At 57.3% G+C, this 13,160-nt stretch carries 11 protein-coding genes; 1 reads left to right on the top strand and 10 read right to left on the bottom strand.

All coding sequences use genetic code 11. From position 1 onward, the window contains the following. Positions 1 to 160: 160 nt before the first annotated feature. The 10 genes from ELR57_RS00225 to ELR57_RS00180 all read right to left on the bottom strand — a co-directional run bounded on the left by ELR57_RS00225 (position 161) and on the right by ELR57_RS00180 (position 11,599). Positions 161 to 1,447 (bottom strand): adenylosuccinate synthase, encoded by a 1,287-nt coding sequence (locus tag ELR57_RS00225; protein ID WP_126956060.1) that lies wholly within the window; start codon positions 1,445 to 1,447, stop codon positions 161 to 163. Between the two features lie 258 nt (positions 1,448 to 1,705). Further along, the gene (gene dnaB / locus ELR57_RS00220; RefSeq protein WP_126956058.1) at positions 1,706 to 3,067 is read right to left on the bottom strand and encodes a replicative DNA helicase; all 1,362 of its coding nucleotides are present in this window, start codon (positions 3,065 to 3,067) and stop codon (positions 1,706 to 1,708) included. Positions 3,068 to 3,071: 4 nt separating this feature from the next. After that, positions 3,072 to 3,515, bottom strand: a complete 444-nt coding sequence (rplI, locus tag ELR57_RS00215) for a 50S ribosomal protein L9 (RefSeq protein WP_126956056.1) — start codon at positions 3,513 to 3,515, stop codon at positions 3,072 to 3,074. Then, positions 3,512 to 5,482: a DHH family phosphoesterase gene (locus ELR57_RS00210; RefSeq protein ID WP_126956054.1), complete on the bottom strand. Its 1,971-nt coding sequence runs from the start codon at positions 5,480 to 5,482 to the stop codon at positions 3,512 to 3,514. Before ELR57_RS00210 ends, rplI begins: the two co-directional genes overlap by 4 nt. A gap of 149 nt (positions 5,483 to 5,631) precedes the next feature. Next, positions 5,632 to 6,546 (bottom strand): DUF2232 domain-containing protein, encoded by a 915-nt coding sequence (locus tag ELR57_RS00205; RefSeq protein WP_158629881.1) that lies wholly within the window; start codon positions 6,544 to 6,546, stop codon positions 5,632 to 5,634. Positions 6,547 to 6,551: 5 nt separating this feature from the next. Further along, complete coding sequence (locus ELR57_RS00200; RefSeq protein ID WP_126956050.1) at positions 6,552 to 6,854, bottom strand: MazG-like family protein; 303 nt, start codon at positions 6,852 to 6,854, stop codon at positions 6,552 to 6,554. Positions 6,855 to 7,075: 221 nt separating this feature from the next. Next, positions 7,076 to 9,067 (bottom strand): amidohydrolase family protein, encoded by a 1,992-nt coding sequence (locus ELR57_RS00195; RefSeq protein ID WP_238162351.1) that lies wholly within the window; start codon positions 9,065 to 9,067, stop codon positions 7,076 to 7,078. Positions 9,068 to 9,131: 64 nt separating this feature from the next. Further along, the gene (locus ELR57_RS00190; protein ID WP_126956046.1) at positions 9,132 to 9,572 is read right to left on the bottom strand and encodes a CBS domain-containing protein; all 441 of its coding nucleotides are present in this window, start codon (positions 9,570 to 9,572) and stop codon (positions 9,132 to 9,134) included. Between the two features lie 99 nt (positions 9,573 to 9,671). Further along, entirely contained in the window at positions 9,672 to 10,715 is a 1,044-nt protein-coding gene (locus ELR57_RS00185; protein ID WP_126956044.1) for an LCP family protein, read from the bottom strand. A gap of 113 nt (positions 10,716 to 10,828) precedes the next feature. Further along, a complete protein-coding gene (locus ELR57_RS00180) occupies positions 10,829 to 11,599 on the bottom strand; it encodes a helix-turn-helix transcriptional regulator (protein WP_126956042.1) in 771 nt (256 codons plus the stop codon). Between the two features lie 141 nt (positions 11,600 to 11,740). Here ELR57_RS00180 and pyk point away from each other — a divergent pair, with 141 nt between their 5' ends. Further along, positions 11,741 to 13,159: a pyruvate kinase gene (gene pyk, locus ELR57_RS00175; RefSeq protein ID WP_126956848.1), complete on the top strand. Its 1,419-nt coding sequence runs from the start codon at positions 11,741 to 11,743 to the stop codon at positions 13,157 to 13,159. Position 13,160 lies beyond the last annotated feature (1 nt).

Raw genomic sequence — 13,160 nt, 5'->3', positions numbered from 1 at the left:
CAAACCTACCGGCTATCATTCTCTCAGAGAGAAAATGCTGGGGAACCAAGCGAAATAGGCTTTTGAAGTCTTCCTAACGGCGAAGCCGCTTATACGTTCCGGATAACGCAAAAACCGCCCTGCCGGACCGGAATCGTCCATGCAGGGCGGCAGAAGCCGATTATTCGTAGATTGCGGCGACTTGGTTCGTCTGCTCGCGGTTGCGGCCGACGGAGAAGATCGCGATCGGAATGCCGGTCAGCTCGGACACGCGCTCGACGTAGCGGCGAGTATTCTCCGGCAGGTCCTCCAGCGTTCTCGCGTTCGAGATGTCTTCGCTCCAGCCCGGCATCTCTTCGTAGACCGCTTCGCACTCGGCGAGAATCTTGAGATTCGCCGGGTAGTGGTTGATGACTTCCCCGCGATAGAGGTACGAGGTGCAGATCTTAACCGTGTCCAGTCCGCTCAGAACGTCAAGCGAGTTGAGCGACAGGCCGGTAATGCCGCTGACGCGGCGGGCGTGGCGGACGACGACGGTATCGAACCAGCCGACGCGGCGAGGACGTCCCGTTACGGTGCCGTACTCATGGCCCTTGTCGCGGATCCATTGGCCCAGCTCGTCATGCAGCTCGGTCGGGAACGGACCGTCGCCTACGCGGGTCGTATAGGCCTTCGCAACGCCGATAACCTGGCGAATCTTCGAAGGACCGACGCCGGAGCCGATGCAGACGCCGCCTGCGGACGGGTTCGAGCTCGTGACGAACGGATAGGTGCCTTGGTCGATGTCCAGCATGACGCCTTGAGCGCCTTCGAACAGAACCTTCCTGCCCTCGTCGATCGCGTCGTTCAGAACGACCGAAGTATCCGTCACGTAAGGACGAAGCTTCTCGGCGAGCTCCAGGTATTCGGAGATGATCTTATCGGCGTCCAGCGTCTCTCCGCCGTACATCTGCGTGATGACGTTGTTCTTCTCCGCGATGAGGGTGCGGGCCTTCTCCGTGAATTCCTCCGCCACCATCAGGTCGGCGATGCGAATGCCGTTGCGAGCCGCTTTATCCATATAGCAAGGACCGATGCCCTTGCGGGTCGTTCCGATCTTATTGCCTGCTTTGCGGTCTTCTTCCAAGCAATCCAGCACGATATGATACGGCATGATGACGTGGGCGCGGTCGCTGATCCGAAGGTTGTCGACCGAGAAGCCGTTGTCGATGATATATTGGATTTCTTCCACCAGGGCGCCCGGATTGATGACCATCCCGTTGCCGATGACGCAAGTCTTGTTCTCGTTGAAGATCCCGGAAGGAATCATGGTGAGCTTGTATTTCTTGTTCTGGATAAGAATCGTATGACCGGCGTTATTGCCGCCTTGATAACGGGCGACGACGTCCGCTTTCTCCGCCAGGAAGTCCGTAATCTTGCCCTTGCCTTCGTCTCCCCACTGCGTTCCTACGACAACTACTGTAGACAAAGCAATCCCTCCATCCGGTTGATTCGCTCAAACCGGCATGATGATGCCTCCTCCAAGCGGGCGCTCCCCGAATCCCAGTTGCCGGAGACCACGCACGCGAACGCATCGGCAACGAGGCTCTCGTTCCGATGCACGGCCATTTGGCCGCAAGGCGGCAAGATTAGTGTAGCAATTGACCGAGGCGAAGTCAACTTAAAGACGAACAATTCCACAACAGCCTAAACAATCGTTCGGAAATATTCACAAATAAATTCGTTATTATGCACTTTCGTCATGAGAACGGTCAAGACTGACGAACTTGTTGAAGCTCTTGAGGAAGACCAGCTCTACCGTGCCTACCGGACCGTTACGCTGCTTGGCGATAATGATCTCGATAATATTCTTTTTCTCCGTATCTTGGTTATAATAATCATCCCGATACAAGAAAGCGACGATATCGGCGTCCTGCTCGATCGATCCCGATTCCCGAAGGTCGGACATCATCGGGCGCTTGTCCTGACGCTGCTCGACGCCCCGCGACAGCTGCGACAGCGCGATGACCGGCACTTCCAGCTCTCTGGCGATCTGCTTCAGCGTACGCGAGATTTCGGAGACTTCCTGCTGCCGGTTCTCCCCGGCTTTGCCGCGGCCTTGGATCAGCTGCAGGTAGTCGATCAGAATCATCCCGAGGTTCTTCTCCTTCTTGAGGCGGCGGCACTTCGCGCGAATATCCGCCACGGTAATGCCGGGGGTATCGTCGATGTACACTTGAGCCTCGGACAGAGCCCCGATCGCCATCGTCAGCTTCTCCCAGTCGTCGCCCTCCAGATAGCCGGTCCGCATCCGGCCCGCGTCGACGTTCGATTCGGCGCACACCATCCGCTGTACGAGCTGGGCGGCGGACATTTCGAGACTGAAGATCGCTACGGTCTCTCCGGCCCGCACCGCCACGTTCTGCGCGATGTTCAGGGCGAACGCCGTCTTCCCTACGGAAGGACGGGCGGCCACGATGATCAGATCGCTTCGCTGGAAGCCGGCCGTCATCTTGTCGAGATCGCGGAAGCCGGACGGGATGCCGGTCGTTCCGCCTTTATGGTTGTAGAGGAACTCGACCCGGTCGAACACTTCCATGAGCACATCGCGAATGCTGATGAAGCCCGATGAAGATTTGCGGTTCGAGATTTCCATGATTCGCTGCTCGGCATCGTTGATCAGCGTGCCGATCTCGTCCTCGCCCGCGTATCCGTTGGATACGATCTGGGTCGCGGTGCGGATCAGGCGGCGCAGAAGCGACTTCTCTTCGACGATCTGAGCGTAATATTCCACGTTAGCAGCCGTCGGAACGGCGTGGGCGAGCTTCGCCAGATAGGTAACCCCGCCGACCTCCTCCAGCTGAGCGCGGTCTTGCAGCTTCGCCGTGAGCGTGATCAGGTCAAGGGGTTCGTTGTCGTCGTTCAGATCGAGCATAACCTCGTAGATCCGTTGGTGGGCGACGCTGTAGAAGTCTTCCGGCTTCAGCCGCTCCATCGACGTGATCAAGGCTTCGGTCTCCAGCAGGATGGCGCCAAGCACCGCCTGCTCCGCCTCCAGGTTCTGGGGCGGAACCCGATCGAACATGATCGTTTCCCCGCTCATGTTCATGCCCTTATTCCTCCACGACTTGCACGTTTAGAGTGCCCTTTACTTCCGGATGCAATTTAAGCGGAACCTTCGTGACGCCGAGCGTGCGAATCGGATCGCCCAGCTCGATCTTCCGCTTGTCGATGACGATCTTCTGGCTCTCCAGCGCTTCCGCGATCTGCTTGCTCGTAATCGCTCCGAACAGGCGGCCGCCTTCGCCGGACTTCGCCTTGACGACGATCGTCATCTCCGCCAGCTTCTCGGCCAGCGCCTTCGCGTCGGCCTTCTCCTTGTCCTTGTGCTTCTGAACGGACAGGTTGATCTGATCGAGCGTCTTCTTGGCTCCATCCGTAGCGAGCTGAACATATCCCTTAGGGAGGAGGAAGTTGCGTGCGTAGCCTTCCGATACTTCCTTCACTTCGCCCTTCTTGCCTTGACCCTTCACATCCTGGAGAAAAATGACCTTCATTCCAGTATCCCCTCTTTTCCCTCGAATTCTTTGAGTACTTGCTTAAGCTTCGCGGCCACTTCCTGAACCGTCTTGCCCTGCATCTGGCAGGCGGCGTTGGAGAGATGCCCTCCTCCGCCCAGACGCTCCATCACGACCTGAACGTTGATCTGCCCGAGCGAGCGGGCGCTGATGCCGACCTGCCCATCCGGCCTCATTCCAATGACGAAGGAAGCTTTGATTCCCGTCATATTGAGAAGCGTATCGGCCGCCTGGGCGATAAGCAGTTGCGGAATCGGCTTGCCGGTGTCGGCAACCGCGATCGCGATATGATCGCGGAACGTCTCCGCGTGCTGAATGATCTCCGCCTTCTTGATGTACTCCTCCAGATCCTCCTTCAGCATCCGCTGAATAAGAATCGGATCGGCTCCGTTCCGGCGCAGGAAGGAGGCGGCCTCGAACGTTCGCGAGCCCGTGCGGAGCGCGAAGCTCTTCGTGTCCACCGTAATGCCGGCGAGCAGCGCGGTCGCTTCCCGAACCTCGAGCACGACGCGCTCGTGGATGTACTGGAGAAGCTCGGTCACCAGCTCGCAAGTGGAGGATGCGTAAGGCTCCATGTAGACCAGCACGGCATCGTCGATGAACTCCTCGCTTCGGCGGTGGTGATCCACCAGGACGATGCGGTCCGTCAGCTGAAGAAGCTTCGGCTCCGCCACCATGGATGCCCGATGCGTGTCGACGACGACGGCCAGCGACCGCTTGCTCGTCAGACTCATGGCGTGCTCCGGCGTAATGAACCGCTTAAACAGTTTATCGTCTTCCCGGAGCATATCCATCATCTTCTGAATGGCCGGGTTGATCCCTTCGAGCACGATGAACGCTTCCTTGCCGAACTGCTGAGCCGCCTTTACCACTCCGATAGCCGCGCCGACCGCGTCCATGTCGGGCATCTTGTGCCCCATGATTATGACGTTGTCGCTCTCCTTCATCAGGTCGCGCAGCGCGTGGGAGATGACCCGCGCCCTCACCCTCGTTCGCTTCTCTATCGCGTTGCTCTTGCCGCCGTAGAAGCTCTGCCGCTGGCCGAATTTGACGACGGCTTGGTCTCCGCCGCGGCCTAGCGCGATATCGAGGCTGCCTTGCGACAGCTGCCCGAGCTCGACCACGGAGTCGCTGCCCGAAGCGAAGCCGATCGAGAGCGTGAGCGGCAGCTTCAGGTTCATCGTCAGCTCCCTGACTTCGTCCAGAAGCTCGAAACGGGATTGCTCCAGCTGCTTCAGGGCGAGCTGGTTCGTTACGACCATGTACTTGTCCGAAGAGAGTCTCCTGAGGAATAGTCCGTACTTGTTGGCCCATTCCGTGATCTCCCCGGCTACCTTAGACAGCATGATGGCGCGCTGCTGCTCATCCATCCCCTGGGCGACTTCCTCCAGGTTGTCGAGCATGACGATCCCTAGCGCCAGCTTCTCGTCTTCGTACTTCTTGGAGATCGTCCATTGCTCGGTTATATCCTTGATATACAGCATGCGCTCTTGCTGGCGAAAGAGCAACTCGTAAATCCTTCCGTTTATCGTCGTCTCCGCGCGATTCGGGTCCTTCTCCTTCACCGGGATCGTCACCCCGGGGAATAATTCCGGCAGAGGCGTTCCGGTTACCGAGGTACGGCCGGATATAGCGGAGATGTAGGAATTATGCCACTGGACTTCCTTGTCCTCGTTATAAAGAATAATGCCGAAGGGAAGCGTGCCGATCACGTCGTTCGCGACTCCCTTGATGCGATGGGACAGCGTAAGCACGTAATCGTTCAGGTCTCTCCGGAACGCCCGTTCGGCCAGCACCGAATAAACGCCGATGGCGCCCCCTAGCACCAACCCCACCAGTCCCAATACCCACTCATACCATGCAAGGGCGACGGTCAACAACAGAACCAGCACCATTGCCCATACGGTATGCATGCCATGCCAACGATGAACGAGAAACTTAGGCATGTTAAAGCTTCGCTCCCTTTATGCCGACCGTGCCTGTCACTGCTTGGTCCGGTCTCAATGTATGTCCATGCCGCACCTTATGCCTTCGGCATCCTGTCCGTAACGGCGCTTGGCGTCCAGCCGGGCGGGCGCGAGGCCCGCCGGGAGGATCAGCCTTTCTTGACGAAGTTCTTGCGAATAGGGAATGCCGCGTCGAGGAGCCCGATGAAGTAGAATGGCGGGAAAATCAGCAGCAGGATCACGTTTATGGTGACGGGTACGGCTTTGTTCCACTTCTTGACGTCGGCCAAGTAGAAGAAGAAGGCCATCGACTGGATCGTGAAGGCGAACTGCAGAACCGGAACGGCGTTAGCGGTTACCGTGCTCCAGAACCCCGTGCTGTCAGGGGAGATCGTAAAGCTAAGGAGCAAAGCGATCAGATAGTAGAAAATCAAACTGCGCGGAAGCATCCAGTTCCTCATGGCCGACATGCCGGGAACGACGATGCCCATAAGCCCGAGGCCGCGCCTTGCAATCACGTGAGTGATCACGGCCATCATAAACGAAGAGAGCAGCAGAACCGCCGGAAGCATCTTCGTGATGGTATCGCCCACGTAGACCGATGTCTCCGACACCCAATCGGCGGGCATCACCGTGTTGGTCTCAAGCCGATTCAGGAAATCCTCGAACAGGCCGGCCAATTCCGATGACAAATTCAGATCGTATTGAATCGAGAAAATCACAAGCTCGACGAGCAGTTGAACGAGAACGACAACCATTGTAACGGTGACGACCGTCCTGGCGGGCGCTCTCCTCTTGTAAAGGTGCCCCATCACGACCGATGGGATGAGGAAGAATAAGCCGAACACCAGCGGCAGAAGGGAGTAAGCTCCCAAAAACGCGAAAGCGGCGACTCCGACGCCTGCGATGTGGATGGCGAACGAAATCGGTTTGAGCATGGTGTAAAGGATAACCATCGGCACCATGATCAGAAATAGGGTTATGGCGACAAACGGGGTGGGGATGCTGAGCAGCACAAGCAACGCTGCCGCGCTCCACGCCACGGACTTCCACCCAATATTCAACAGGGTCACCTCTTGCGGATATGTTCTTCCAAGGCGGATAGATCCCGATACAGATCCTCCAGCTGATGTCCTTCTTGCTTGAGCTTAGCCAGCTTCTCGGCCAAGGCCGCGTCCAGGTCCCGATAGGAGATGCCGAGACGCCTGCCCAGAATGTAACTGGATGCGAGCAAGCCCGCCAAGCTATCGGTGATGCGGGCCCGGCTTCCGTCCCACATCGCTTTGAACAACCTTGCCTCTTGATCGGCCACTTCCGTCTTCAGCCACTCGATGAGCCTGGCTCGAGTGGCGACATCCGCTTCGCGTTCCATGGCTTGAACTCATCCTCTCCAAGCTAATCTTCGCGGGTCTGCCCAGAAAGCTGCAATCTTCATTATATCATATAATCGCCCAGTATCTACTATGAGCAGCAAGGAGCGGCCGATCCGATGCCGTCCCGAGGAATCGGACGGACCACCCATTGTAAGCCCTCTCATAGAAGCAGCAGGAGATGGGCCCCTCCGCGGGACCTTCTCCTGCTGCCGGATCTTTATTATTCGGTTACGGAAACCATCCATCCCTCTTCGTTCTTCGTCAGCCGAATGCCCATGCTCTCCAACGTTCCTAGCCCCGCGTAACTCCGGCTTCCGATAGAGAGCATATCGGCTTCTCCGCCCTCCCACTTCAGTTTATAGCCCCGCTCCAGCATCAGCTGGTGAGGCTGGGGCTCCGGAAGCTGCATCTGCCCGAGATGGATTCTCGACCGGTCTTCGCCAACCCGCAGCATCTTCGTCTCTGCGTTCCACTTCAGAGAATAGCCGAATGCCTTCAGGACTTCTGAGTCGACATATTCGGAACCTCTGAACCTTACGATTGGAACCGAGACCGCTTCCGTTCCCCTCTCCAGCGTCAGAAGACCGCCGGGCCCTTCATAACGGACAAATTCGCTGCGAATCGGTTGGCCGGCCCGAACGTTCTTGTGCAGGCCTTGCCCGTCGAGAACGACCTTGCCCCCGATCAGTACATACCGAATGCCTTCCGAAGGGAGCTCCGGCTTCTCGACCGTGGAGCGGTCGCTTATCTTCCCGTAATCGAAGATCACGATATCCGCATCCATTCCGGGCCCGATTCTTCCCTTCTTCCTCAAGGCCGGCGCTTGTTTCTCCAGCCGCTGGGCCGGCAGCAGCGTCATCTTGCCGATCGCGTCGATCAAGGAGATCACCGCATGGTCCCTAGCGTAAAGGCCGACCGTACGCGCGAACGTGCCCGACGCCCTGGGGTGATTGTTCAGTCCCGGCTCGAGAATCGCATCGCTGCCGATCATGACGAACGGCGAGGCCAGCGAATCCATGATATCCTGCTCAGGGATTGCATAGGCGACCGCCAGCTTGCCTTGTTTCTGGTAGGCCTTGAACGTCGGCTCCGTTAAGCGCTCCTGAGTTCCCGCGATCTGAAGGTCGTGGTAGCCGATCCGGAATCGCTGCTGCCAGCCTTCGTCGAACCGGGCCGAGTTGAGATACGTTCCCCAGTAATCGTAAGGATATGTACAGGCCGTCAAGTCGAGACCCTTGGCTCTTGCCTCTTCCAGCATCGCAAGCGACTGCTTCATGGAGAAGGTGCCTCCCGTGCTGTTGATATGATCCACATGGACGGAAGCGCCGGTCTGCTTCGCGTAGTCGATCAGCTCCTGGATCGCCTCGATGTTCGTTCCCGGTTCCTCCATATCCGAATAACGGGCATGGAAATAGACGGGGACGTTATACTCGTAGGCCAATCTCATGAGCGGCAGAATCTCGGAAGGGCCGATTCCGGGAACGTACTCCAAGCTGAAGGAGATGCCTAGCGCCCCGTCGTTCAGCGCCTTCTCGGCCTGTTCGACCAGAAGCTCGCTCTGCACGGGAGTCGCCGGATCGTACCGGCTGATGGAGAATTGGTTGCGCGCTTGGGTATAGAAGAACGACGCGCCGAAGTGAAGCGGCGTCTTGATCCGGGTATAGTAGGAATACCACTTCTCCGGCGAAGACGTTCCTCCGTGCATCGCGATATTGCCGGTAACTCCGTCCGCGATCTTGTTCCAGACGCCCAGAGGATTGGGATCGTAGCTCAGGTTGTCGATGAATCCCGGCGCCACGACCAAGCCCTTGGCATCGATCGTTCTACGGCCCTTCACTTCTCGATCGGTAACGAGCGCGATCGTGCCGCCCTTGACGGCCACGTTAAGTCCTTCTCGGTCGAGCCCGGTCTCCGGGTTGACGACCCTGCCGCCGCGAATCACGATGTCGTAAACGGCGTTCAATTCTTCTTGGGTAGCGGGGGGCAAGTTCGGCGCGGATGGAAGCGCTGCTGGCTTGTCGGCAGAACGGCTGCCTTGAGGGTTGCCTGCGACGAGAACACCCTCCGTGTCGTTCACGGAGGGTGCACCGGTGGATTGCGTATTCGATAGGCCGCCTAACCACAGAGCACCAGCTAGCGCCAACGCCATTGCCGCACCCGATAACAAGAAGATCCGGATCTTGCGCGATCCGTAGGTTGGCTTCCTTGTCATTCGGTCCTCCATACTCTCGCTTCAAGTAATGGATGGCTTGGGGCAATCGTCAGCGAGTATGCTCTTAGGCTTCCCTTCCGAGAAGCTTCTCATCCGTAGCGGGCGCAATAAGAAGTCTCTCGCAATAGTCGATAATATCGCTTCTGCGTACAATGCCGATAAAACTGCTCATGTCGTCGACGACGGGAACGAAGTTCTGCGTCTTTGCGAGGGAGATGAGATCCTCCATGTTCGCATCGATTCTTACGGGGCGGTTATTCAGCCGCAGCGGCACTTCGGACAGAAGAACGCGATGGGATTGGTCGAAGCTAAGCTCGCCATGGTTCTTCATGAACCAGAGCAGGTCTCCCTCCGTCACCGTGCCTACGTACCTGCCCTCGTCGGTTAGGACGGGAACCGCCGTATAACGATAATGCTCCATTCTTTCCAGCGTCTGCCTGAGGGTGGCACTCTCCTTCACACAGACGACCTCCTGCTTCGGCAGAAGGAAAAAAGCGATGTTCATTTTTACCTCTCCTCTGTCAGGAACCTCTCTATGCCGAACACATTATACCATGCTCCGGAGGGGCGACACCAACGCGATGCCTATTCTTTTCCGATGCTATTAAGGGGTTGCCGTTGCCGTTCCGGATGCCCCCGCGGCAGCGGGCTCTTCCCCTGGTATCGCGAGCTCCGAGGCCGGCGTCGCCGGATCCAGCCAAGCGTCGATCGTCCGCTGCACGTCCGCCAGATCCTTCTCGTCCGCGACGAAGTACCAGAGGTTCTGCTTGCCCATTCGGGCACCGGTTCCATGAAGAGTATAGCTCCGAATATGAAGCTCCGTCTGCAGGAATTGCTTGGCTAGATCGGTCAGGTCGGACGGCATCAGGTCGGTGCGGAAGTTGTCCCCGACGATGGACAGAAGCTCGGGAATCTCGTTCCACTGCTTCATCGAAGTAGCCGTATGCATGAGGGATTCCAGGAACACGCGATTGCGTTCCGTACGCGAGACGTCGCCGCCCGCATCCTCGCGGTAACGGACATAATCGAGCGCCTCTTCGCCCGTATAGAGATCCTTGTTCGCTTTGATCGTGAATTTCTCGTGGTCCGCGCCCTTGTTGACGATATCCTCCGTGATCGGAAGAGGGATTCCGCCGAGCGTATCTACCATGCTCACGAAGCCTTCGAAGTTGATAGAAGCATAGTGGTTGATAGGCGCATCAAGAAGCTTCTCGACGCTGTTCACCGCCATCTCCGGACCGCCGAACGCGTAAGCGTGGGTGATCTTATCCTTCTTGTTCTTGCCCACGATATCCGCGTACGTGTCTCGCGGGATGGAGACCATCAGAGCGTTGCCGTCCTTCGGCCGAATGATCGTATAGATCAGCGTATCCGAACGGCCCGCCTTCTGTCCGGGACGGGCGTCGACGCCCATCAGCAGCATGGAGAACGGCTCTTCCACGACCTTGACGGGCTCCTCCGATTCTTGAGGCCGATCGGCGAGGGGCTGATAGGTATCCGCCAATTTATTCTCGATCTTATCCGACAGGAACGCATCGAAGCCCCAAGCGGCCAGCGCCCCGCGATTAAAGTACCCGACACAAGAGACTATCAACAACACGGCGGCCAAGCCGGCGACCGCGATCAGCAACTTACGGCGTTTCTTCATGATGGCTAACTCTTTCCTCTCTTATTATCCTATAATCGTGAATATAACGATGCTAGACCGCATCCGGTTGCAACCGCGCGGCCTCCTCTTTCTCCCACTTCAGGTCCTTTTTCCTATCTTTCTCTCGTGTAATCGGATGGGTTCCGGCCCGTTGTTTTCTTGAATAGCCGATTGAAATACGAGACGTCGCGGTAACCCAGCATTTCCGAGATTTCCCCGACCGTCAGCAAGGAATCCTTGAGCAGATAGACGGCCTTCTTCATCCGCGTAACATGAACGTATTCGCTGATGGTCTGTCCGGTCGCCCGGCGGAACAACGATGCCGCATAGTTCGGACTTCTGCCGATGTGGGCCCCGAGCTCTTCCTTGGTGATTTTCTCCCGGTAATATTCCTGGATATAGTCCTTCATTCGCTGGGCATGGTAATCCACGGCCGCCGAGACCGGGCCTTGCTGCCGCTCGCGGCTCCATACCACCAGCACCTCGGCCAGAATCGATTCCGCCCGAATCTCCGCCAGCCACGTCTTGTCCTCCCGTTCCTCAACGATCGTCCTCATTCGGTCGATCGTCCAATCGAAGGAGCCGATCTTCAGCCGAACAGGAGACAGCCCTCCGAGAATCTCCAGCCGATTATCCCCTTCCCGCGGAAGAAAAGTGAAGACATACTTCTCATGGAAGACCGAGGGAATGCTCTTCGCGTAATAGGGGGTCCCGAACGGAATAAGCAAGCCGTCGCCCTTCTCCAGAATGAGCTTGGTTTGGTTGACCCAGTAGACGCACTTGCCGTAGCTGACGAACACGAGAGTGTAGAAGCGCTGGTCTCCCTGCACCTCTTCGAACCATTCGATTACCCGGTCTTGTCTGATTTCGTTCACCTTGAGCACGGAGACACCCTCGTTTATTGGATCGTTATCGTACTATAATACAATCATTGTACTATATTTCATAGGTTAACGGCCATTAAACGACTAAAATAGAGGTATCGAGCATTAATCCTCTGGAGGGATACAGAAATCATGAGCATTCTGCGCAAAACGAAAATCATTTGTACGATGGGACCTGCTTGCGAATCGGTTGACATTCTGAAGCAGATGATCGAGGCAGGCATGAACTGCGCGCGCCTGAACATGGCGCATGGCGAACTGTCCGACCATAGCAACCGCATGGTAAGCATTCGCCAAGCGGCTAAGGAGACCGGCACGATCGTTCCTATTCTGATGGATATCAAAGGACCCGAGGTTCGCATCGGCAAGCTGAAGGACCCTTCCTACCTGCTCGAAGCAGGCAAGGTTCTGACGCTGACGACCGAACTGATGGAAGGCACCGCCGATACGATCTATGTCAACTACTCCGAGCTTCCGCTAGTCGTGAAGCCGGGCAATACCATCCTGATTGATGACGGCTTGATCGAACTTACGGTCGAGTCCACGACGGCTACGACGGTTGTGTGCCGAATCGTCAGCGGCGGCGTCATCAAATCCAATAAGGGCGTTAACCTCCCTGGCATTCATACCACTCTTCCGGGCGTTACGGAGCGCGACATCAAGCACATCGCTTTCGGCGTCGAGCAAGGCGTCGACATCATCGCTGCTTCCTTCGTCCGCAAGGCGGAAGACGTGCTTCAGATCCGCCAGCTTCTGAAGGAGCATGGCGCCGAGCACATTCAGATCATCTCCAAGATCGAGAATGAGGAAGGCGTTACGAATCTGGATGCCATTATCGAAGCTTCCGACGGCATCATGGTTGCCCGCGGAGACCTCGGCGTCGAGATTCCGGTCGAAGAAGTGCCGATGATTCAGCGCGAGATGATCGAGAAGTGCAACCTGGCCGGCAAGACGGTTATCGTCGCTACCCATATGCTCGACTCCATGCAATACAACCCGCGCCCGACTCGCGCGGAAGTCAGCGACACGGCGAATGCGGTGCTCCAAGGCTCCGACGTGATCATGCTCTCCGGCGAATCGGCCGCGGGCAAGTATCCGGTTCAATCGGTTGCGACGATGGCTTCCATCGCGGTTCGCGCCGAATCGATGTATGAATACGCCAATAGCGCGGCGGCCAAGCAGCCGATCATCGAAGGCGAGACGGTAACGGAGATCATCAGCGAAGCGGTCGTCAGCTCTTCCATGAAGCTGGACGCCAAAGCGATCCTGACGCCGACCGTTAGCGGCTATACGGCCCGCATGGTATCCAAGTACCGTCCGAAGGCTCCGATCATCGCCATCACCCCGGACGAGAAGGTTCTGGCCCGTCTGGCCCTGATGTGGGGCGTTATCCCGGTCAAGGGAGAGGCTACCGAGTCGACCGACGCCATGATCGAATCCGCGCTCAGCAACGGCAGCAGCACCGGTCTCCTGCACAAGGGCGATTACGTCGTGATCTCGGCAGGAACACCTGCGGGAGTCGCCGGCGTCACCAACCTCATCAAGATTCAACAGATCTAAA

Origin of the sequence: Cohnella sp. AR92 (assembly GCF_003990975.1) — a bacterium.
GTDB lineage: Bacteria > Bacillota > Bacilli > Paenibacillales > Paenibacillaceae > Cohnella.
The sequence above is the reverse complement of the archived record's forward strand: the minus strand, read 5'-3'. Positions and strand labels throughout refer to the sequence as shown.